Source organism: Mucilaginibacter gracilis, assembly GCF_003633615.1.
Classification (GTDB): Bacteria; Bacteroidota; Bacteroidia; order Sphingobacteriales; family Sphingobacteriaceae; genus Mucilaginibacter; species Mucilaginibacter gracilis.
The window spans coordinates 1,594,461-1,617,609 of the sequence record NZ_RBKU01000001.1; the positions used below are offsets into that span (position 1 = coordinate 1,594,461).

Below are 23,149 nucleotides of genomic sequence, written 5' to 3' on the forward strand. Positions count from 1 at the left end.
TTAAATGATGGTTATTCTTTTACTTTTTTTGCCAATACTGGGTGCGCTTGCAACGTTGTTATTTAAAAACGGAGCGGCTAAAACAGTAGCACTGTTATTTGCCGTAGCCGAACTGGCAGTGGCAATTATCATGCTTACCAAATTTGTACCCGATGCTACAACCCAATTTGCGGTTAATTACCCCTGGATAGCCAGTTACGGTATTCATTTTAAAGCAGGGGTTGATGGTATTAGCATGATAATGGTTTTATTAACCACCCTGCTTGTGCCTTTAATTATACTTACAACGTTTAAGCAACAAAATACCAAGCCTGCTTTATATGCCCTTATCCTGTTTATGCAAACCGGCTTGCTGGTTGTGTTTACAGCTTTAGATGGCTTTTTGTTTTATGTAGGCTGGGAAGCAGCACTTATCCCTATTTATTTTATTTGTGCTTTGTGGGGCGGTGCCGATAGGGTACGCATTACCTTAAAATTTTTCATTTACACGTTTGCCGGTTCGTTGTTTATGTTGCTGGGTTTAATTTACCTGTACCTGCAAACACCCGGTAAAACTTTTGATCTGCAAGCGTTTTATGCGCTTAATTTAGATCTGCCAAAGCAATCGCTAGTGTTTTGGGCTTTCTTTTTAGCATTTGCTATCAAGATGCCTGTTTTTCCGTTCCATACCTGGCAGCCCGATACTTATACCGAATCGCCAACTCCTGGTACTATGATGCTATCGGGCATTATGCTAAAAATGGGTATTTATGGCGTTATCCGCTGGCTGATACCAATATCGCCACTTGGTTTTGATAAATGGGTGCCGTTGGTAATTGTTTTATGCGTTATCGGCATCATCTATGCTTCGCTTATAGCATTTAACCAAAAAGATGGTAAGCGTTTAATAGCCTACTCATCAATAGCCCACGTTGGCTTAATAGCCGCCGGTATTTTTGCCTGGAATGTGCAAGGTGTACAAGGCGCCATGATACAAATGTTAAACCACGGTATAAATGTGGTAGGGCTGTTTTTTATTATGGATATAGTTAGCAGCCGTTTAAACACCCGCGATATAAACCAACTGGGTGGCATAGCAAAAGTTGCCCCCCGCTTTGCCATAGCTTTTTTAATTATTGTGCTGGGCACTGTTGCCCTGCCGCTAACCAATGGTTTTGTAGGTGAATTTTTGTTGCTCAACGGTGTATCGCAATATAGTATTTGGCTTAGTGCTGTTGCCGGGGTAACCATTATATTAGGCGCAGTTTACATGCTGAGGATGTACAAAAAAGTAATGCAAGGCGAAACAAACGCAATTACCTTAGTTTTTACAGATATAGCCGGATCGGAAAAGGCAGCATTGGGTATAATTTGCGCACTCATTATTGTGATAGGTGTGTATCCTCAATGGATATTACATATCTCGGAGGCAAGTGTTACCAATTTAATAGATCAGGTTAACCAAAAAATTTTAATAGTTAAGTAAACCATGAATACGCTAATAATCATTTCTGTTTTACCAATTGTTATTCTGTACCTTGGTTTATACAAAGCAACAAAGGCATTACTGCCGGTTACAATAATTGGCCTGCTTGCAGCATTAGGCTGTGCGGTTGCCGAATGGGGGCCAAAAACCCAACCCATTTTTAGTGGGATGATGTTGTTTGATAACTATGCTATTGCATTCTCGGTTATCACAATAGCTTCAACCATATTGATACTTCTGCTTTCTAAAGATTACTTTGAACGCATTAGCGATCATGTGGCCGAATACTACGCTGTTATTTTGTTTGCACTGGCAGGTATCATTGTAATGCTATCGTACCACAACTTAACCATGTTGTTTATCGGTATCGAAATTATGTCGGTTAGTTTGTACATTTTGGCAGGTATAAAAAAGCGCGATTTTGCATCAAACGAAGCCGCCCTTAAATATTTTTTAATGGGTGCCTTTTCAACAGGTTTTTTGCTTTTTGGCATCACCTTAATTTATGGCTCAACAGGCTCGTTCGATCTCACTGTAATACGCGACTGGGCAATTATGCATTCGCGCCCGGTAGATGCCTTGTTTTTTAGCGGTATATTGTTAATTATAGTGGGCCTATGTTTTAAAGTTGGTGCCGCACCATTCCATTTTTGGACGCCCGATGTTTACGAAGGTTCGCCAACGTTAATAACAGCCTTTATGTCAACCGTGGTTAAAACCGCCGGGTTTGCTGCGTTTTTACGTTTGTTTGCCACCTGCTTTAATTCAGTATCCGATTTATGGATACCAACACTTCTTATCATTACCATACTCACCTTGTTTGTGGGTAACATAACAGCACTTTACCAGCAAAGCTTTAAACGCATGCTGGCATTCTCCAGCATATCACATGCGGGTTATATGCTGTTTGCTATAGTGGCGTTAGGGGTTAACTCGCCAAATGCTGTATTTGTTTATGCTACGGCTTATTCAATTGCATCAATAATAGCATTTGCGGTGTTAATACTGGTTCAGCAGCAAGCCGGAAGTGATAGTTTTGATAGCTTTAACGGGCTGGCAAAAAAGAACCCGTTCCTGGCGCTGGTTTTAACTGTAGCTATGCTATCGCTCGCGGGTATCCCGTTAACGGCGGGTTTTATTGGTAAGTTCTTCATGTTCTCAAGCGCGCTGTCGCAATTTCAAATAGGCCTTGTTATCGTTGCTGTAATAAATGCTATTATCAGCATATACTATTATTTCCGCGTTATTGTAGCCATGTATTTTTACTCTGCCGAGCGTACCGAAGTTGCTGTTCCGGCATATTTTACTTTTGTATTGGGCTTTTCGGCGTTGTTAACCATTTTAATAGGCATTTATCCAGTTTTCATTCCAAGCTTAAATTAATATTTATCAGTAATACAAATTGATTTAATATTTGTAATTTTACTGGTATCTGAATGGAAAGTTTCTGGGAACACCTGCAAAAATTAACTGACGCTCAGACTATAATCAGTCAGGGCGGCTTTTACTTGTTACTTGTTGTGGTTTTTGCCGAAACAGGTTTGTTTTTTGGTTTCTTTTTGCCGGGCGATTATCTTTTGTTTTTGGCAGGCCTGTTATGTGCCACCGGTTTACTTGATATTCCTGTTTATTTATTGGTTGGCAGCTTAATTGTGTCGGGCTTTTTAGGCAATTACGTTGGGTACTGGTTTGGTTACCGAACGGGGCATATTTTGTTTAGTAAAGACGATTCGTTTTTTTTTAAAAAGCGGTACGTTCAAATTGCCGAAAGTTTTTACAACAAACACGGCGGAATGGCACTGGTTTTGGGGCGGTTTTTTCCGATCATCAGAACGTTCGCACCCATTTTTGCCGGGGTTGTAAGGGTTGATTTTAAAAAATTTAGCTTGTATAACCTGATAGGTAGCGTGGCATGGGTTACAACGCTTACATTATCAGGCTATTACTTAGGAATAAAATATCCGCAATTAAAAAATTATTTACATTATATTGTAATTGGTTTAATAGTAATAACAACAATACCGCTTATTTTTGCTTTTTTTAAAAACAGGCTTGTAAAAACTAATAACGAAGAAGATAACATATAAAACATTACACAACAAAACATGAGTACACAACACCCTTGGCACCAGGTATCTCCAGGTGATAATATCCCTAACATTGTTAATGCTATCATTGAAATCCCTAAAGGATCGAAGGCTAAATATGAAATTGACAAAGACTCTGGCTTGTTAAAGTTAGATAGGGTATTATTTTCATCAGTAATGTATCCGGCTAATTACGGCTTTATCCCACAAACGTATTGTGATGATAAGGATCCTCTAGATATATTGGTGTTATGCTCGGTTGATGTTTATCCGATGTCAATTATAGAAGCCCAGGTTATTGGGGTAATGCACATGGTTGATAACGGCGAGCAAGACGATAAGATTATTGCGGTTGCTAAAAACGACATGTCGGTTAATTACATTAACGAGCTAACTGAGTTGCCGCCGCACGCAATGAAAGAGATTGTCCGCTTTTTTCAGGATTATAAGAAGCTTGAGGGTAAAAACGTTACCATTGAACACTTAATGGGACAGCGTTATGCCTACAAGGTTATAACCGAAGCAATGGACCTTTATAAGTCCACATTTCCAAATCATCAATAACTGAATGGAGCAACCAGATCTTCATATAAACGGTTTTTTTATATTTGCCACACTGGCTTTAGTTGCTCTTAACGGTTTTTTTGTAGCGGCCGAATTTGCAATGGTGAGGGTGCGCGGCTCGCAAATAGAATTGCAGGCAAAAACCGGGAGTGCTGTAGCTAAGGTTGCCCGCGGTATATTGCACAATTTAGATGGGTACCTTGCTGCTACGCAATTGGGTATTACCATAGCATCACTGGCATTAGGTGTGGTTGGCGAGGGCGTGGTATCGTCCATTATGCTAAATGCCTTTTCGGCATTGGGCATGGTTGTTACTTCTAAAACAATAATCACCATAAGCCATATTACCGCTTTTTCGCTCATTACCATCTTTCATATCGTGTTTGGCGAACTGGCACCTAAGTCGCTTGCTATACAGCGATCAGTGCGAACTGTGTTAGCCATCTCAGTTCCATTACGAATATTTTTTGTGGTTTTTAAACCTGCAATATGGGCGCTGAATACCTTGGCTAATTTTATATTAAAGCTGTTGGGTATAAGCACCATACCGGGCGGAGAGGCACACCATAGTTCGGAAGAGCTGCAATACCTGCTTGAACAGGGCAAGGAAACCGGGGCATTGGATTCGAACGAGCATGAGTTGATCCAGAACGTGTTTGACTTTAACGAACGCGTGGTGAAGAATATAATGGTGCCCCGAACCAAGATATCGGGTGTTGACCTGGGCTGTTCAAAAGAAGAGTTAATAGAGAGCATTATTACTGAGGGCTACTCGCGTATGCCGGTTTACGATGACGTAATTGATAAAATTGTGGGCGTGGTGCATGCCAAAGATATTTTGGCCCTGTTGGCCCGCAACCAGGAAATAGTTTTGAAAGACATTGTAAGGAAGCCATACTTTATACCCGAAACTAAAAAGATAAACGACCTGATGGCCGAGCTGCAACAAAAGCGCATCCAGATAGCAATTGTGTTGGACGAGTTTGGCGGTACGGCAGGCATGGTTACCCTGGAAGACATTGTTGAAGAACTGGTTGGCGAGATACAAGATGAATACGACGAAGAAAAGCCGATTGTAGAAAAAGTAAACGAACGCGAATTTGTAGTTAACGCGCTTGCACCTATTTACGATGTGAACAGCCATTTACCACATGATTTGCCCGAAGATGGCGATTATGATACGGTATCCGGATGGTTGGGAGATATTTTTGGTAAGATACCCGAGGTTGGCGAACAAAAAGAGGCTAACGGCTACAACATTACGGTACTCAAAAAATCCGATCAGAACATTGAGTCGGTAAAATTAGAGATGCTGATTAACGAAGATGATGCCGTTGACCTGCATTAAACACTCGCCCTTATGCAGCTTTTTTATACGCCCGATATTACCGATTCGCCAATATATTATTTAAGCGAGGAGGAGAGCAAACACTGCATCAGGGTATTGCGCTTGCAGCTTGCCGACCACGTTAATTTGATAGATGGCCTTGGTGGTTTATACGAAGCCGAAATAATTGATGCCCATCCTAAAAAGGTTGCCCTTAAATTATTGTCGCTACAAAGCGAATTTGAAAAGCGGAACCATTACCTGCACATAGCGGTAGCACCCACTAAAAATATTGAACGCCTGGAGTGGTTTTTAGAAAAAGCTACCGAAATAGGCATCGATGAAATATCGCTGCTCAATTGCGCGCGCTCCGAACGGAAGGAAGCCAAGGCAGAGCGGCTGAACAAGATTATTACCTCGGCCATTAAGCAATCGCTTAAAGCTTACCATCCTCAATTGAATGAGATAACGCCGTTTCAAAAACTGGTAACGCAACCCTTTAACGGGCAAAAATTTATTGCGCATTGCGAACCCGGCCACAAACTGCAATTGAAGGATGCTATTAAACCAAACGGCAATTATTTAATATTGATTGGCCCCGAGGGCGATTTTACACCAAAAGAAATTGAAGATGCTTTGCAAAACGGATTTGAACCAATAACTTTAGGGAATAGCCGTTTAAGAACAGAGACGGCTGCTTTGGAAGCTTGTTTCGAAGTCAATTTTTTAAACCGTTAAATGAAGAAGCTAATTGCCATTTTACCCTTATGTTGCCTGTTGCTGTTAAGTAGCTTTAACGAGCCAACATACAAAATGGCCAAAGTGAAATATAGTGGCGGCGGCGATTGGTATGGCGACCGTACTGCGTTGCCAAACCTGATTAAGTTTTGCAATGAAAACCTAAAAACTAATTTCCAACAGCAAGATGAAGTGGTTGAACTGGGCAGTGCCGAGTTGTTTAATTATCCTTTTATATTTTTAACCGGGCACGGCAATGTTATATTTTCGGATGCGGAGGTAAAAAACCTGCGTAAATATTTAATAGGCGGCGGCTTTTTGCACATTGATGATAATTACGGCCTCGACCAATTTATACGTGTGCAAATGAAGCGGGTTTTCCCCGAACTGGACTTTGTTGAGCTGCCTGCAAATCATCCCATTTATCATCAAAAATTTGATTTCCCTAATGGTTTGCCTAAAATACACGAACACGATGGTAAACGTGCCCAGGGTTTCGGCCTGTTGTATAAAGGCAAACTGGTTTGCTTTTATACCTATGAGTGCGATTTAGGCAATGGCTGGGAAGACTATGGCACATACCCTAGCGATACGCAAGAATCGCGCTTAAAAGCGCTTAAAATGGGAGCCAATTTAATTCAATACGTTTTAACCCAATAGCTGTATGTTTAAAATAAAGGTAAACGATAAATTTGAGCACGAGCTTCAATTGCAAAACGACAATTTAAACCTGAACGGGGAAGCGTTTTTGGCCGACATGGTTAAACATGGTACCAATAGCTACCATGTGCTGCATAACCAACAATCGTACAATGTAGAGGTAGTTAGTCTTGAGCATGCCGAAAAAACAGCTACTATAAAAGTAAACGGCAATATTTATGTGCTAAAAGCTAAAGACCAGTTTGATGCCCTGTTAGAGCAACTGGGCATGGCTAACCTAAACAGCAATAAAATTAGCGATATTAAGGCCCCAATGCCCGGCCTGGTATTAAAAGTATTGGTTAGTGAAGGCGACGAGGTTAAAAAAGGCGATAACCTTTTTGTGCTGGAAGCCATGAAGATGGAAAACATTATTAAAGCCCCAGCAGACGCCACCGTAAAAACCATTAAGATACAACCTACAGATAAAGTTGAAAAAGGGCAGTTGCTGATACTTTTTAAATAAGAAGTTTTAGTTACCCAACATGTTTTGACTGGCAAACGAAAAAACTTTTTGCAACACAGGCGTGGTACGTGCCGCTAAATTTTGCCGAATATTTAATTCTTCTAAAGCAATTTGCAAAAATAAGCCGTCAATAGCCTTTTGGGTTACATAATCGCTTATATCGGGGTTTACTTTGCCGGCAAAGGGTATTTTATTATATCGGGTTGCTACATCGCCGTAGTAACGTGTTGCGCCCACTTTATCTAAACTTTTTTTGGTGATAGGTTTAAAGGCAGCTGTTAACGATGCCGTTGTTGTACGTTTAAAGTATTGTGTGGCGGCATCATTACTACCTAACAAAATGTTGGTTACATCTTGCAGTGTCATTTGTTTAACGGCGCTAATAAATATGGGTTTGGCCTGGCCTGCAGCATCTTCGGCGGCACGGTTAAGGGATAGTATTACGTTATCGCAAAGTTGGTTTAAGCCCAGCGAACGCAGTGTTTTTTCAACCTTTTGGGCTTCGGGCGGAAATAATATTTTTACGGCGGCATTTCCAAAAAAACCATTTAAAGTCGAAAGCTGATCGGAGCTTTTTGTGGTGCCCTGTTCAAGGGCTTGCTTTAATGCCGTACCAATTTCAAGCGTGCTTGGTGCCAAAACCGATGTGCCGGTAGTTGTTGTGGTAGTTGCGGTAGTAGTAGTTGGGGTACTGGCTGATTTGCCGGCGACTTTATCAAGAATTGATTTAAAAAACTGGGCCGAAGCCTCCTGGCCAATAAATGCTACTAAGCTTATTGTTATTATAAGGGTACGGATTACCTTCATGGTTGAGTATGAATTGATTTTGCTTTGATAAAACCAAATATACAACTTTGTTTACAGCGACCGAACTAATGCGAATACAATACCGGCAATTAATGCCGAAATAGGTATAGTAATAATCCAGGCCCAAATAAGGTTGATGGTTACGCCCCAGCGCACTGCCGAAATGCGTTTAGTTAAACCAACGCCAATAATTGATCCCGTAAGGGTATGTGTTGTTGAAACCGGGATACCAAATCTTTCGGTAACAAATAGCGTGAGGGCACCGGCGGTTTCGGCACTAACACCTTCAAGCGGGGTTATCTTGGTTATTTTGGTGCCCATTGTTTTAACAATTTTCCAACCACCACTCATAGTACCTAAAGCTATTGCCGAGTAACAGGCTAAGGGTATCCACTCGGGCATGGTATCTGTTTTGTGCAACACACCTGCCGAAATAAGCGATACATAAATAATGCCCATAACCTTTTGCGCGTCGTTACCGCCATGTGCAAAGCTTAACGCGCCCGACGATACCAATTGCAAACGTTTAAACCAGGTTTCGGCTTTAGATGGGCGGGCATTTTTACATAAATGCAAAATGGCAACGTTAATTAAATAACCTATTATGCTGCCTATAACGGGAGCCAAAAATATAAAAGCCACAATTTTTATAATAGGTTCAGGGTCAACAGCCGAAAAGGCATTAAAGCCCTTAAACATAGCATTAGTCATTCCGGCGCCGGCAAAACCACCAATTAGTGTGTGCGACGAGCTTGACGGAATGCCAAACCACCAGGTAATTAAATTCCAGGTAATGGCGGCAATTAAACCGGCCAAAATAACATGCAGGGTTATAAATTGCTCAAAAACGGTTTTTGCAACCGTGTTAGCCACATGGTGGTCTTTAATAGCAAAGTAGGCCAAAAAATTAAATGCTGCGGCCCAAAGTACAGCCATTAAAGGCGATAGCACTTTTGTAGAAACAACAGTAGCTATTGAATTAGCGGCATCGTGAAAACCGTTAATAAAATCGAAAATAATGGCTAAGGCGATAACAACAACCAGTAAGGTCATATATGGCTTATGCGTTTTTAACTAAAATTGTTTCCATTACATTAGCTGCATCTTCGCACATATCTGTTGCGTTTTCAAGCGTAGCTAAAATCTCTTTATATTTAATCAGCTTTATAGCGTCCTTTTCGTACAGAAACAAGTCGGCAACGGCGCGGTCAAACACATAATCGGCCTGGTTTTCAACACTGTTAATGCGTATGCACGAGTCGGCTATATTGCGCACATTTTTTAGGTCCTTTAGTTCCCTAACTGCCTTTTCCATATCAATGCTGGCTTGTAAAATTAAATCGGCAAGCTTTTTTATGGGTACGGTAAAATCGTCAATGCTATACAGGTTCATGCGGTTTGCGGCACCTTGTATGTTATCGGCAACATCATCAATAGCGGTGGCTAGTGCATGTATATCTTCCCTGTCAAACGGGGTTATAAAGTTTTTACCCAGTTCAATATATATCTGGTGTGTTAGCTCGTCGCCAACGTTTTCCAGCTTATCTATCTGTTTATAAAGGTCATCTCGGGTAGCTGGGTTGTTAGAGTTTACGGTTTCAACCAAAATAGTTGCAATAGCAACAACGTTATTAGCAGCCTGTTCAAATAACGGAAAAAACACTTTTCTGTCTTTAGGGACAAAATACTGGAATATACTATTAAGCGACATAGGCTTTTATATTGTTATTGAGTGGCAAAGATAACTCCCCTGTGTTAAGTTAATGTTAACTAAAGTAATGTATATTTAAAAGGCGGTATAAAGTTATTTTATGTTAACGATAGTTAACAAATGCAATTGTTGGATGGCGGTTTTTTACATTTACCATTATAAAAAATAAATGAAACGTAAACTCGGCATAGCTTTTACATTGATAACACTATCGTTAATTGGGATAATTGTTTTTCAGGGATATTGGACGGTAAATGCCTATCATGTAAATAAACGGCAATTTGATGCCGATATTGACAGTGCAATGCTGCGGGCAATGGACCACTGTAAGAAAGATTATTTTGATTCGATACGCGTGGTAATTACAAAAAAACTATCGTCGCCTGATTATTTAATCAGGATAGATACCACTAAAGCGCCCGACCCAAGTAACGTGTACTATGATATCAGGATAGCACATCAGTCGCAAAGATCGCTGATGATGGTGAATGACCCATTCACCATCAGGAAACTTAACCTTGATTATTATAAACGCAAAATAAATTTTACCGGGAAAGAGAGCATCCCTGCATTACTTGCCGAAACATCATTTTATGTGCCAAACCTCTTATATCATATTACCTGGGCCATGCAAATGGCAGATATGGACGCTGTTATGAAAAGGCTACGGCCGGGTGGCGATTTATACAAAGTGGCACCTGATACGGCCGTGCTGCATAAGCAGCAAGAAGAACTTGCGAAACAGAATCCCAATCCTTTTACCAAAACTATTAGGGATACTGTTTTTCAAAATAAGATGAAGGAATTGTTCCGTTTGCGCAATATTACGCCAAGGCGAATAAGCGATAGTTCATTTACTAAAACAGCAAGCCTGCTGCTTGGTGAGCATATGAAATTTATGGAGCAAAAAAAAGCTAAACAAACACAGATAGAGGCCGAGGTGCTACGAAAACCATCAGCATTAACAGCCCCAATCGCAATTGCACCGCGGATAAATTTTAATCAGATGTTTAAAGAACAACGAGATAAGAATATGCCGCCAAATTACCCGAAGGCAGATAGCATTAAAATTTACAGGTATTTAAAAAGGGAGCTTGAAAAGGCAAATATTGATGCGCCGTTTACGCTAAATATCTCCGGCAAAAAAAATACCGCTAAAACGTTTAACACCTGGTACAGTGAAACTACCCAGTTTCCGTATCGGTATCACGGCTTTGATTTTTTAACTCCCAATATTTTAACTATCGACACGCGCTATACTAAGGCATTTTTTAAAACGCCGCAATACGCAGTAATGAGGGGCATGATGCTAAATTTAACCCTTTCGATATTGCTTATTTTGCTCACCGGCTTGTGTTTTACCTATGTGGTGCGCACCATTGTTGAACAAAAAAAGCTTGCCGAACTAAAGGATGATTTTATAAATAACATGACGCATGAGTTGAAAACCCCAATAGCCACTATTGCTGTTGCTATTGAGGGCCTGCAAAACTTTAATGCGTTGAACGATCCGGTTAAAACACAACGTTACCTGCAAACATCGCGCGAGCAACTGGAGCGTTTAAACCAGTTGGTTACTAAAGTGCTTAATGTTGCCGCTTTTGAAAACAGGGATATTGACCTGCATATTGAGCCGGTTAACATAGACGCGATGCTGGAAGGAATTATTTTATCCGAACAGGTAAAAACCACTAAACAGGTTAACATGGGTTATGTTAACCAAAGTGGCGTGCAAACACTCAATGCCGATAAACTGCATCTCAATAGTGTGGTTTTAAACTTGGTTGATAATGCTATTAAATATGCAGGCAACAGTGTTGATGTTGCAATAATGGTTTATAAGCAAGGTGATAGTATTGTGTTTTCGGTTAAGGATAACGGGATTGGGATTTCTGCCGAGCATATAACACACGTGTTTGATAAGTTTTATAGGGTGCCAACAGGCAATGTACATAATGTAAAAGGTACAGGCCTGGGTTTAAGCTATGTAAAATATATTGTTGAGGCGCATGGCGGTAACATTAAAGTAAAAAGTAATATTGGGGCGGGCAGCGAATTTATAATTACCTTACCTGTAATTAATGGATAAGATAAAAGTATTAATGGCCGAAGACGAAACGGCACTGGCGCATATAGTGCGCGAAAGTTTGGAGGAGCGTAATTTTGAAGTTGTGCTTTGCGCCGATGGCGAGCAGGCGCTTAAAAAGTTTGCCACCTACAAAGCCGATGTTTTGGTGCTAGATGTAATGATGCCTAAAATGGACGGTTTTGAAGTGGCAAAGAAAATAAGGGAAAGCGATAGGGTAACGCCTATTATATTTTTAACGGCTCGTTCGCAGCCAAAAGATGTGGTTATGGGTTTTGAAACCGGCGGAAACGACTATTTAAAAAAGCCCTTTAGTGTTGAAGAGCTCATTGTGCGCATTAAGGTTTTGCTAAGTAAAGACAGGCTATTGAGTAACCCCAAAACAATAAAGCGCGATAAAAACGAAACTATTGCAATAGGCAGTTTTGTTTTTAAACCTAACCGTAATATTATTGAACAGGGGATGAGCACGCACCAACTTACAGCGCGCGAAAGCGAGGTGCTTAAAATATTGTGCGAGCACCAGCAAGAAACACTTACCCGCCAAAAGTTGTTAACCGAACTTTGGGGCGACGATAACTTTTTTAACGCCCGCAGCCTTGATGTATTTATTACCAAACTCCGCAAACATTTAAAGGCCGATCCTTCGGTTCAAATTATAAATATTCGCGGAGTGGGGTATAAGCTGGTTTGGTAGTGTTGTTAGGCCATGGCTGCGTTTAGGGCAATAATGGCTTCGTCAAAATCTTCGCGGGCCACCAAAAACTGAATGTTTACTTTGCGCAAGGCAAACCCTGCGCTTTTAATATCTATATTTTTTGTTGCCAATGCTCCGGCAGATTTTGCCAGTAACCCCACCTGATCCATATTAGAACCGATAAGGCAAACCATAGCCATTTTCTCTACCGATACTTTTTCAAATTTTTCTTCAAGCTCTTGTATCAGCTTTTTATGAAAGTCTTTTTCCCATATCACTATCGAAATGCTGTTTGCGCTGGTGGCCTTAAAGTTGTAGCTAACGCCAAGGTTGTAAAATACCTGCATAATGTGGAAATCGGTACCTACGTTGCCTACCATTAAGGGGTCGTAAATATCAATCATCACCAATTTGGTGGTGCCGGTAATTACCTCAACACGTTTGTGCGGGCATATATAATCTTTAGTTATTAAGGTACCCGGATGCTCGGGCTCAAAGGTGTTTTTAATGCGCAGGTTAATGTTGTTAATCTCCAACGGTTTCGACGCTTTAGGGTGGATAGCTTCCATACCCACGTCGGCCAGTTGATCGGCAACATCATAGTTGGTGAAACCTACCGGCACGCAGTTGTGGATTCCAACCAAAACCGGATCTGCCGAGCATAGGTGATATTCTTTGTGAATAATGGCTTCGGCAGGTTTTACGGCAACGGCTATTTTGCAAAAAGTAACTTCGGAGTAGCCGCGGTCAAACTCGCGCATAATACCTTCGGTACCTTTGGCGTAGCCGGTAACAATACAGATGGTTTTGGTAAAATCAATTTCGCTAAAGGTGTGCTTAATGCGCTGATCGATGGTGTACGATTTATGATCGTGAAATCCGCTCAAATCAACCAGCGTAGCGTTAATGCCCATGCTTTGCAAAATATTGGTAAATACAAAAGCCGAGTGGGTTTCGCCGATTGAAGCTAAAATTTCGCGGGCGGCTTGCAAAATGCCTTCTTTACTTACATAGCCGGATGCCAGTATGTTGGCCAGGTTATCAAGGTAATGGCGGGCATCGTGAATGCGCTGCTCAATAAACTTATCGGCTATCACCAGGTCAAGGCCCAGCGATTCGTATTTTTTATTGATGGCTTGCAAGGCAAGCACCAGTTCATCAAGCGCATGATGAAAATCCTGATATTTAACAATGCGGTGGTAAACACCCGGTTCGCCGGTTTTTTTATTTTCGAGCAGTAAATTGGTTACGCCCGAAAATGCCGACACTACAAATATGCGGTTATACAATTCGTCGCCACTGCGGCGAAACAAAATAATATTGTTAATCACATCCTGTAAAGCACTCATGGATGTGCCACCAATTTTTTCTACTGTTAACATTTTAATACTTTAGATTATAAAACAAGCCCCAATAATTTATGGCACAAGCCAAATATTTACCTAAAAACTACCAAATAGGTAGAATATTAGTGGCGGCAAATTTATAAAAATAGATGAATTGATTGTGCTATTAAAGTACTGGTTTATAGGAGCCCCTTCTTTAAAGACGACTCGCGGATAATAAGTTCTGATTTTAGCACGATAGAATCGGTAAGCAACATGTTCGATTCGCCTTTTAAATGGTTAATAAGCGTTTTTGCAGCAACCTCGCCCATCTCGTAACTCGGATAATTAATGGTGGTTAAGTTGGGGTCAACCAATTCAGAAATCGGGTCGTTATTAAAACCCGCAACTGCAATATCCTGCGGAACAGCTACACCGGCAAGCCTGAGTTCGCGCATGCAATAAGCAGCAAAGGCATCGTTGGTAATAAAAACACCGTCGGGGCGTGGGTTCATATTTAATAACTGTTGTGCAGCGTCTACATTGTGCCCTATGTGCTCGTTAAGGTAATTGATGATAAGCAACTCATCGCTATATACAAGGCCGTTATCTTCTAACGCCTTTTTATAGCCCTCAAACCTGTCGGCATAAACGTTTCGTTTTAAATCTCCGGTAACGTGGGCAATGCGTTTGCAACCTTGTTTTATCAGGTGGGTTGTTATTTCGTAGGCCGATTTGAAGTTATCAATCACCACCGTTGGGCAGTTTTTGTGTTTGTAAACCCTATCAAAAAACAATAGCGGTATGCCCTTAGTTATAAAAGGGTCAAAGTGGCTAACATCTTCGGTATCATAGGCCAGCGAAACCATTAAACCATCAACGCGGCTGTTAAACATGGTGTTAGCGTTGGCAACCTCTTTAGCCATACTCTCTAACGATTGGCTGATGATGAGGTTATATCCCGATTCGCTGGCAACCTTTTCCATGCCGGCCAACACCATAGCCACAAAATAACTATCTAAACGGTGTACAATTACGCCAATGGTATTGGTGCGTTTTAAACGTAAACTACTTGCAAAGGTGTTTGAGCGGTAGCCCATTTCCTTTGCTATATCCATTATCTTCTTCTTGGTTTTACGGTTAATAGCCGGATGATCGCGAAGGCCGCGGCTTACCGTTGCGGGCGAAATATCGAGAGCCTTTGCTATGTCGTAAATGGTAATTTCTTTGTTCTTCATTATAATGGATAAACTATCACACCGCAAGGTATAAATTAAACCGAAGTTATAATTGAATAATAAAAATTACAATCGGTTGCATTTTCAAAAATATTCTATAATTTTACTGCATCGTGTTAAAAATACGATCGGGCTTTAACCTTTTATAAACTAATACAGCGTTTAATGTTACTTCTGGGTATTGATATTGGAACATCGTCTATTAAAGTATCTGTTGTTGATGCAACTTTGCAAACTTGTATCGCATCGGCACAATATCCGGATACGGAGTCGGCCATTACATCTAAACAACCCGGTTGGGCCGAGCAATCGCCCGAAATGTGGTGGCAGCATGTGCAAAACGCAATTTTGCTGACTCAAAAAAACAACACCTATAATCCGCAGGATATTAGTGCAATAGGTATAGCCTACCAAATGCACGGCCTCGTTTTGGTTGATAAGGATCAAAATAGCTTGCGCGATAGTATTATATGGTGCGATAGCCGCGCCGTAGAAATTGGAAACGAAGCCTTTGATAAAATAGGGCACGAGGAGTGTTTAGGCCATCTGCTTAATTCGCCCGGTAATTTTACGGCGTCAAAACTGGCCTGGGTTAAGGCCAATGAACCCGAAATTTATGCCAAAACGGATAAAATTATGCTACCCGGCGATTTTATTGCCATGAAGCTAACCGGCGAAATAACAACATCGGCCTCTGCATTATCTGAAGGCATATTTTATGATTTTGCCTGCAATCGGTTGTCTCACGAAATATTAAACTATTTTGGTTTCAGCGAAAGCTTATTTGCAACTATTAAGCCTGTTTTTGCCGACCATGGGCACCTTAAAAAAGAAATTGCCGATGCCTTGCATTTAAAGGCAGGCATACCCGTAGCCTACAAAGCCGGTGACCAGCCCAATAACGCACTGTCACTAAATGTTTTGAACCCCGGTGAGGTTGCTGCAACGGCCGGTACATCGGGCGTTATATATGGTGTGAGCGATGTTTTGGCTTATGATAAAGAATCGCGCGTGAACACCTTTGCGCACGTTAACCATACCGAAGAGCAAAAACGCCTGGGTGTGTTGCTTTGTATTAATGGTACAGGTAGTTTAAACCGGTGGACAAAAACCATATTTGGGGCCGATACCACCTATCAGCAAATGAATACCGAAGCGCGCAGCATAAAGCTGGGTAGCGATGGTTTGCGCATATTGCCCTTTGGTAACGGTGCCGAGCGTATGCTCAACAATAAACTGGTAGGCGTGCATTTTCAAAACATCGACCTTAACCTGCATACACGGGCTCATATTTTTAGGGCCGTGCAAGAGGGTATTGCATTTTCCTTCCGTTACGGGTTAGATATTATGCGCGGCAACGGCATGAACCCGAGCATTATTAGAGCGGGTAAAGCCAACCTGTTTTTAAGCGACCTGTTTACCGAAGCCTTTGTAAATGCAACAGGCGTGCCGGTAGAACTTTATCAAAACGATGGCAGTATTGGTGCTGCATTAGGAGCAGGCATAGGTAGCGGCATTTACACTACCCCGCAAGAAGCCTTTAGCAACATGAAGCCTTTGCAACTGATTGAACCATCGGTTAAAGGCTATGAGCCGATATATGAGGAGTGGAAAGGCTTGCTTGATAAACAATTAGCAAATAATTAAAGCGCAATTGCGAGGTGCTAAGCAATCTTTACATAGACAGAGCTGCCATAAAAGTTTGCTCTGTGTAGTATAGAGATTGCTTTGTACCTAGCAATGACGCAACAAGATAAATAACGTAATAACATAGTAACAAAATAACAAATACATCATGGCAAACATCGTTTTAGGTGAAAAGGAGTTTTTTAAAGGTATAGGCCAAATTAAGTTTGAAGGGCCGCAAACAGATAACCCGCTGGCGTTTCGTTGGTACGACGAAAGCCGTGTGGTTGGTGGTAAAACACTGAAAGATCATTTACGCTTTGCGGGTGCTTACTGGCACTCGTTTGTGGGTAGCGGTGCCGATCCGTTTGGTGGGCCAACACACCTGTTTCCGTGGGATGCCAAGGGCGATGCGGTTGAACGCGCCAAAGATAAAATGGATGCAGCGTTTGAATTTTTAACCAAAATGAACCTTCCGTTTTACTGCTTCCATGATGTGGATGTGGTTGATTATGGCAACGACGTGGTTGAAAACGAACGCCGTTTACAAGCTTTGGTTGAGTATGCCAAACAAAAACAAGCCGATAGCGGTGTAAAATTGCTTTGGGGAACAGCTAACCTGTTTTCGCACCGCAGATATATGAATGGTGCATCAACCAATCCAGATTTTCAGGTATTGGCACACGGTGGCGCACAGGTAAAAGCTGCAATTGATGCAACTATTGCTTTAGGCGGCGAGAACTATGTGTTTTGGGGTGGCCGCGAAGGTTACATGACTTTGCTGAACACCAACATGAAACGCGAGCAGGAGCACTTTGCCAAATTTTTACATGCCGCTAAAGATTATGCCCGCAAACAAGGCTTTAAAGGTACTTTCTTTATCGAACCGAAACCTTGCGAGCCATCAAAACATCAGTATGATTATGATTCGGCTACGGTAATTGGTTTTTTACGCCAGTACGATTTATTGAACGATTTTAAACTGAACCTGGAAGTTAACCACGCTACCTTAGCTGGCCATACTTTTCAGCATGAATTACAGGTTGCTACCGATGCCGGTTTGTTAGGCTCGATTGATGCTAACCGCGGAGATTACCAAAATGGCTGGGATACCGATCAGTTCCCGAACAACATTACCGAGATTGTAGAAGCTATGCTGGTTATTTTAGATGGCACAGGTTTGCAAGGCGGCGGTGTTAACTTTGATGCCAAGATACGCCGTAACTCAACCGATCCGGCCGATTTGTTCCACGCGCATGTTGGCGGTATGGATATTTTTGCAAGGGCGCTTATCATTGCTGATAACATTCTGCAAAAATCTGATTACAAGAAAATCCGTACCGAACGTTATGCATCATTTGATAGCGGTATAGGTAAAGATTTTGAGGATGGAAAGGTGAGTTTAGAAGATTTACGCGACTATGCAGCCAACAATGGCGAACCGGCTACAATTAGTGGTAAACAAGAATATCTTGAAAACTTGATTAACAATTTTATTTAATTTATAATTGTAATCTGTACACTATAGTTGTGTATGAGAAGAACCTTTTTTTAAACCTAAACATCAAAAATGAAAACACTCCAGTTCGGCGACTACATGGTATTCGCTTTTTACTTTGTTGTTGTAGCCACCTATGGCTGGTGGGTATACCAACGTAAGAAGAACGTTAATGCTACCTCAAACGATTATTTTTTAGCTGAAGGCTCTTTAACATGGTGGGCTATAGGCACATCCCTAATTGCATCAAACATCTCGGCTGAACAGTTTATCGGCATGAGTGGTTCTGGTTTTAAAATGGGTTTGGCAATTTCTACCTACGAATGGATGGCTGCCTTAACCCTGGTAATTGTGGCAGTGTTTTTTATTCCCGTTTATTTAAAAAACAAGATATACACCATGCCGCAATTTTTACATCAGCGGTATAATGGTACAGTAGCCATGATTATGGCTGTGTTTTGGCTGTTTTTATACATTGTAGTAAACTTGCTTTCAATTTTATACCTGGGTGCTATTGCCATCCACGGTATAGCTCCGGAGTTTTCTATAGGCATTTGTATTATTTTACTTGCTGTATTTTCGGTAATTATTGCACTTGGCGGTATGAAGGTTATTGGTTATACCGACGTGATACAGGTATTCTTCTTAATTTTAGGTGGCCTTGTTGCGTCGTACATTGCATTGAACCTGGTGAGCAATCCTAACGGCCATTCAAGTGTGGGCGGAATGTTTAGTGGTTTAAAGCAAATTACTGTACAGGCGAGCGACCACTTCCACATGATATTTGAAAAAGACAATCATAATTATGTTGACCTTCCGGGGCTGAGTGTTTTAATAGGCGGTATGTGGATTACCAACCTTAATTACTGGGGCTGTAACCAATACATTACCCAACGTGCATTAGGTGCCGATTTAAAAACTGCGCGTAGCGGTATTTTATTTGCAGCATTTTTAAAATTGCTGATGCCGGTTATTGTGGTTATACCAGGTATAGCAGCTTATGTATTGTACCAACGAGGCATGTTCCATACAGCAGATGCTGCCGGTATGCTTACACACAGCGGCATAACCGATGTTAACAAGGCATATCCGTCGTTATTGAACCTGTTGCCTATCGGCATGAAAGGTTTGGCATTTGCGGCTTTAACAGCGGCTATTGTTGCCTCGCTTGCGGGCAAGGTTAACAGTATTGCAACAATATTTACACTGGATATTTATAAAAAAGCCATTAACCCCGAAGCTTCCGAAAAGAAATTGGTTAACCTGGGTAAAATATCTGTAGCGGTGGCTATGGTATTAGGTGTAATATTGGCTTACGTTTTGGGTGAGGCTTTGATGGGCGAAGGTAAACAAGGCTTTAACTACATCCAGGAGTATACCGGCTTTTTCTCGCCGGGTATATTGGCCATGTTCTTATTAGGCTTCTTCTGGAAAAAGGCAACCTCAAACGCGGCGTTGTTTGCTACCGTTGGCGGTTTCTTGTTATCGGTGGTATTTAAATTTTTACCAAGGTTTGCCGATTTGAGCTTTTTGACACCTTACGGCTTTTACGCAAAAAATTATGCCAACAACGGTGCATACGAAATACCGTTTTTTGATAGAATGGGCTTTGTGTTCATCATCAGCGTTGTAGGTATGTACATCATCAGTATGATAGAAAACAGCAAGGGCTTACGTGTTAACGCTCTTGAAGTTGATACCAAAATGTTTAAAGTTACCCCTGGCTTTGCCATCGGTTCGGTATTAATTTGTGCTATTTTAACTGTTTTATATACAGTTTTCTGGTAGGCATTATAGATTGCAACAATTAAGATGCAGGAAGCAAAACGAGAACGCTTTTCCTGTCTCTTTAATCTTACCTCTCATAAAAATCCCCGTTCCAATTTGGAGACGGGGATTTTTTTTGGAACATTATAAGATAAAAGCACTTGTAGGTTAAAAAACCTTTATTATTGCGGTAGATAATTATCAATACTTAGTGGATCAAATTTTATTTTATATTCAGTATGCACCGGTAGCTTCAGCCATATTTGCGGCTACTATTTTAATTAGTTTACTTGCTTTTTATAACGACGAGTTATACAGTAAGTCTATTTTGCAGCCGTATAGCATAGCGCGCGGCTCCCGGGTATATACTTTAATAACCAGCGGTTTTATACACAAAGATTGGATGCACCTGTTTTTTAATATGTACTCGTTCCAATTATTTGCTCTTAACCTTGAAGTTAGAATAGGCCATTGGCAGTTTGCATTGCTGTACATAGTAAGTTTAATTGTAAGCGATATCCCAACAGTTTTAAAGCATAAAGACGATTATTGGTATAACAGCTTAGGTGCTTCGGGTGCTATAAGTGCAGTGGTTTTTAGCTTTATTTTATTTAAACCAATGATGAGTTTGGGGTTAATATTTATTCCGTTTTTAGAACTGCCGGCAATTGTATTTGGTGCTTTGTACCTAATTTATTGCGTGTACGCTTCGCGAAAAGGAATTGGTAATATTAATCACGATGCGCATTTTTATGGTGCACTATGCGGTATTATTATCACCATTGTGTTATATCCGGTGGTTTTGACAGGCTTTATTGATTCAATAAGAGCCGGGATGCATTAAAGTCCTAAATCAATTTTTTCTGCCGGGATAAATTCCCCTTCATCATCCAGCAAAAAAGTCATCGGGTGTTCGGGGTTTTTGATGATCTCGAATAGCAGGAAACCCCAGCGTTTCCAAAAGTTTTCCAGTACTTGCCCGTAGGTTTTGCCCAGCCAGTCGTCAAACAGGGGTTTGGCGCTCATGCCCTTTAGGCTCATAGCCTCTATGTAAATTTGGTTGCCAACCGGCAAAATATTGTACTCGGGCAGGCGGTTAAATAAATAGGCCGAGTAAAATATCCTGCCGCAAAACTCCTCAAACTGGATAGGGTGGAGGGTTTGCCCTTCTATTTTTTCTAATAGCTGCCTGTGGTAATTTCGGTTGGCGCCGTTGTCCTGCAAGGATATAATGAGGCCAAAATCTTTTAAACGGATAGAAAATGTAAGCGTATTGATTTCATCGCGGTAAGCAAACTCATTTTCGGGATTGTTTACCTTGAATAAAAACAGGCTAAAGGGTTTAAACTCTTCAAATACCAAAGGCTTATTTAAGCTCTGCAACATCATGTGCAGGTTGCTAAATTTGTGGATGATGGATTGCGAAATGTTAAACTCATCGCCCTGGCTGTGCGATTGGCGGATGGCTACCTGTATCTCGTTAAAAATGATGCCGTAAAGCAGCTTGCCTGCCCATTGGAAAAGCTTTAATTCGCTAATGGCTTTCATGCCTTCAAAACCAGCATCAAAAGCTTGTGCAACTTCGGCTTCAAGTGGCTCAAGGTATTGCTCGTTAACATGGGCAGCACAAGGTATTTTCAAATCCTTGTAGGTAGCCATACTTTCGTCGAGCAATTTAAAAGGCTGGTCGTGCAGGTTATACCGGTTCATGAGCCATGCCGGGAAAACCTGTATTTTTTCTTCGGTTGATTGTAGCTTTTCTCCCGTAAGGAAGCATTTGTTATTGCTGAAGTTAAAACTCTCGAACGGTTGATATAATTGTGCTGACATTGATGCAAAGATAAGGTTGATTCTTGATTACAAATTTTTAGATTTGAATTTAACATGAAGCTGACTTACCAACCTTTTGAGCTTGAACTGAAACATGCATTCACGATAGCTAAGTTTTCGCGAACATCAACCCCAATTATGCTTGTACAACTAGAGTACGAGGGTTATACCGGCTATGGTGAGGCATCAATGGTGCCATATATGGGCGAAAGCCACCAAAGCGCTGCTGCTTTTTTACGGAAAGTGGATGTTGCAAAATTTACGTACCCGTTTGATTTTGCTTTTATTAACAGCTATTTAGACGGGCTTGAGGCTGGCCAACCAGCAATTAAGGCCGCTATTGATATTGCCCTGCACGATTTAAATGGCAAGCTTTTAAACCAGCCCTGTTGGCATTTATTTGACAGCGAACCGGCAAGCATGCCGGTAACATCCTTCACCATTGGTATTGATACGCCCGAAATGGTTTTGAAAAAATTAAAAGAGGCACAAGGCTTTAAAGTAATTAAAGTTAAGCTTGGCCGCGATAGCGATAAGGAACTAATTGAAACCATACGCACAGTAACCAATGTACCGCTATATGTAGACGCCAACCAGGGTTGGACCGACCTGCAACAAAGCCTTGACATGACCTATTGGCTGCACGAGCACGGTGTACAACTAATAGAGCAACCCATTATAAAAACCGATATTGAAAGTAATGCCTGGTTAAGCGAACGCAGCCCCATACCCATAATTGGCGATGAGAGCGTGCAGCGTTTGGCCGATGTAACTAAGGCGTATGGCGTTTACAACGGTATTAACGTAAAGCTAATGAAATCGGCAGGGATGTATGAGGCTCACCAGATGCTATTGCTGGCAAAAAAACTTGGCCTTAAAACCATGATTGGTTGCATGAGCGAAACCAGTTGCGCAACGTTAGCCGCTGCCAGCCTTGCCCCATTATGCGATTGGGCCGATGTTGATGGCCCCTTTTTAACCACCAATAACCCGTATGCCATGCCCGGGTTTGAACATGGCAAATGGGTTTTAAGTGATGATGCCGGGCTTGGGTTAAAAACCCTGCCGCAATGGTGAACTATTTAAATTCGTTTCCACAAAGTATTAGCCCAACTTATTCCCTCCTCGGGGAGGGGTGCGTTAGGTTGTGAAGTGGCAGGGAGGGGTTTATTCACCTTGATCTCGCATAAACCCCTCCCTGCACCCTCCCGTGGGGAG

The 23,149-nt window shown here is 41.4% G+C and carries 21 protein-coding genes; 15 read left to right on the forward strand and 6 right to left on the reverse strand.

The window, feature by feature from the left end:
• The first annotated feature begins 4 nt into the window (after window positions 1-4).
• The 8 genes from BDD43_RS06820 to BDD43_RS06855 are packed head-to-tail and all read left to right on the forward strand — an operon-like array spanning window position 5 to window position 7,346.
• On the forward strand, window positions 5-1,465 hold the full coding sequence (locus BDD43_RS06820) for a complex I subunit 4 family protein (RefSeq protein WP_121196971.1): 1,461 nt from the start codon (window positions 5-7) through the stop codon (window positions 1,463-1,465).
• A 3-nt stretch (window positions 1,466-1,468) separates the two neighbouring features.
• The gene (locus BDD43_RS06825) at window positions 1,469-2,848 is read left to right on the forward strand and encodes an NADH-quinone oxidoreductase subunit N (protein WP_121196972.1); all 1,380 of its coding nucleotides are present in this window, start codon (window positions 1,469-1,471) and stop codon (window positions 2,846-2,848) included.
• A gap of 53 nt (window positions 2,849-2,901) precedes the next feature.
• A complete protein-coding gene (locus BDD43_RS06830; protein WP_121196973.1) occupies window positions 2,902-3,552 on the forward strand; it encodes a DedA family protein in 651 nt (216 codons plus the stop codon).
• Window positions 3,553-3,570: 18 nt separating this feature from the next.
• On the forward strand, window positions 3,571-4,116 hold the full coding sequence (locus BDD43_RS06835; RefSeq protein ID WP_121196974.1) for an inorganic diphosphatase: 546 nt from the start codon (window positions 3,571-3,573) through the stop codon (window positions 4,114-4,116).
• A gap of 4 nt (window positions 4,117-4,120) precedes the next feature.
• Window positions 4,121-5,464 carry a hemolysin family protein gene (locus tag BDD43_RS06840; RefSeq protein WP_121196975.1) on the forward strand — a complete coding sequence of 448 codons (1,344 nt, stop codon included), beginning with the start codon at window positions 4,121-4,123 and terminating at the stop codon, window positions 5,462-5,464.
• Between the two features lie 12 nt (window positions 5,465-5,476).
• On the forward strand, window positions 5,477-6,181 hold the full coding sequence (locus BDD43_RS06845; protein ID WP_121196976.1) for a 16S rRNA (uracil(1498)-N(3))-methyltransferase: 705 nt from the start codon (window positions 5,477-5,479) through the stop codon (window positions 6,179-6,181).
• Window positions 6,182-6,841: a DUF4159 domain-containing protein gene (locus BDD43_RS06850; RefSeq protein WP_121196977.1), complete on the forward strand. Its 660-nt coding sequence runs from the start codon at window positions 6,182-6,184 to the stop codon at window positions 6,839-6,841.
• A gap of 4 nt (window positions 6,842-6,845) precedes the next feature.
• Entirely contained in the window at window positions 6,846-7,346 is a 501-nt protein-coding gene (locus BDD43_RS06855; RefSeq protein WP_121196978.1) for an acetyl-CoA carboxylase biotin carboxyl carrier protein subunit, read from the forward strand.
• A gap of 6 nt (window positions 7,347-7,352) precedes the next feature.
• Here BDD43_RS06855 and BDD43_RS06860 read toward each other — a convergent pair whose 3' ends face one another.
• From BDD43_RS06860 to BDD43_RS06870, 3 genes are read right to left on the reverse strand one after another with little or no spacing between them, the layout of a single operon-like run.
• A complete protein-coding gene (locus BDD43_RS06860) occupies window positions 7,353-8,153 on the reverse strand; it encodes a DUF4197 domain-containing protein (RefSeq protein WP_121196979.1) in 801 nt (266 codons plus the stop codon).
• A gap of 51 nt (window positions 8,154-8,204) precedes the next feature.
• Entirely contained in the window at window positions 8,205-9,206 is a 1,002-nt protein-coding gene (locus tag BDD43_RS06865) for an inorganic phosphate transporter (protein ID WP_121196980.1), read from the reverse strand.
• A gap of 7 nt (window positions 9,207-9,213) precedes the next feature.
• Entirely contained in the window at window positions 9,214-9,864 is a 651-nt protein-coding gene (locus tag BDD43_RS06870; RefSeq protein ID WP_121196981.1) for a DUF47 domain-containing protein, read from the reverse strand.
• Window positions 9,865-10,033: 169 nt separating this feature from the next.
• Here BDD43_RS06870 and BDD43_RS06875 point away from each other — a divergent pair, with 169 nt between their 5' ends.
• Both BDD43_RS06875 and BDD43_RS06880 read left to right on the forward strand, forming a co-directional pair.
• On the forward strand, window positions 10,034-11,953 hold the full coding sequence (locus tag BDD43_RS06875) for a sensor histidine kinase (protein ID WP_121196982.1): 1,920 nt from the start codon (window positions 10,034-10,036) through the stop codon (window positions 11,951-11,953).
• A complete protein-coding gene (locus BDD43_RS06880; protein ID WP_121196983.1) occupies window positions 11,946-12,647 on the forward strand; it encodes a response regulator transcription factor in 702 nt (233 codons plus the stop codon). Before BDD43_RS06875 ends, BDD43_RS06880 begins: the two co-directional genes overlap by 8 nt.
• Window positions 12,648-12,652: 5 nt before the next feature.
• Here the strand turns inward: BDD43_RS06880 and BDD43_RS06885 are convergent, their stop codons facing one another.
• Window positions 12,653-14,029 carry an aspartate kinase gene (locus tag BDD43_RS06885; RefSeq protein WP_121196984.1) on the reverse strand — a complete coding sequence of 459 codons (1,377 nt, stop codon included), beginning with the start codon at window positions 14,027-14,029 and terminating at the stop codon, window positions 12,653-12,655.
• A gap of 143 nt (window positions 14,030-14,172) precedes the next feature.
• The gene (locus tag BDD43_RS06890; RefSeq protein WP_121196985.1) at window positions 14,173-15,210 is read right to left on the reverse strand and encodes a LacI family DNA-binding transcriptional regulator; all 1,038 of its coding nucleotides are present in this window, start codon (window positions 15,208-15,210) and stop codon (window positions 14,173-14,175) included.
• Between the two features lie 165 nt (window positions 15,211-15,375).
• Between BDD43_RS06890 and BDD43_RS06895 the strand changes: the two genes are divergently transcribed.
• The 4 genes from BDD43_RS06895 to BDD43_RS06910 all read left to right on the forward strand — a co-directional run bounded on the left by BDD43_RS06895 (window position 15,376) and on the right by BDD43_RS06910 (window position 20,945).
• Window positions 15,376-16,857 (forward strand): xylulokinase, encoded by a 1,482-nt coding sequence (locus BDD43_RS06895; protein WP_121196986.1) that lies wholly within the window; start codon window positions 15,376-15,378, stop codon window positions 16,855-16,857.
• Between the two features lie 148 nt (window positions 16,858-17,005).
• Window positions 17,006-18,337 carry a xylose isomerase gene (xylA, locus tag BDD43_RS06900; RefSeq protein ID WP_121196987.1) on the forward strand — a complete coding sequence of 444 codons (1,332 nt, stop codon included), beginning with the start codon at window positions 17,006-17,008 and terminating at the stop codon, window positions 18,335-18,337.
• 69 nt (window positions 18,338-18,406) lie between these two features.
• On the forward strand, window positions 18,407-20,122 hold the full coding sequence (locus tag BDD43_RS06905) for a sodium/sugar symporter (protein WP_121196988.1): 1,716 nt from the start codon (window positions 18,407-18,409) through the stop codon (window positions 20,120-20,122).
• Between the two features lie 190 nt (window positions 20,123-20,312).
• Window positions 20,313-20,945 carry a rhomboid family intramembrane serine protease gene (locus tag BDD43_RS06910; RefSeq protein WP_317128756.1) on the forward strand — a complete coding sequence of 211 codons (633 nt, stop codon included), beginning with the start codon at window positions 20,313-20,315 and terminating at the stop codon, window positions 20,943-20,945.
• Here BDD43_RS06910 and BDD43_RS06915 read toward each other — a convergent pair.
• Window positions 20,942-21,931, reverse strand: a complete 990-nt coding sequence (locus BDD43_RS06915) for a hypothetical protein (RefSeq protein ID WP_121196989.1) — start codon at window positions 21,929-21,931, stop codon at window positions 20,942-20,944. The genes BDD43_RS06910 and BDD43_RS06915 overlap by 4 nt on opposite strands.
• A gap of 54 nt (window positions 21,932-21,985) precedes the next feature.
• Here BDD43_RS06915 and BDD43_RS06920 point away from each other — a divergent pair, with 54 nt between their 5' ends.
• Window positions 21,986-23,008, forward strand: a complete 1,023-nt coding sequence (locus tag BDD43_RS06920; protein WP_121196990.1) for a dipeptide epimerase — start codon at window positions 21,986-21,988, stop codon at window positions 23,006-23,008.
• Window positions 23,009-23,149 lie beyond the last annotated feature (141 nt).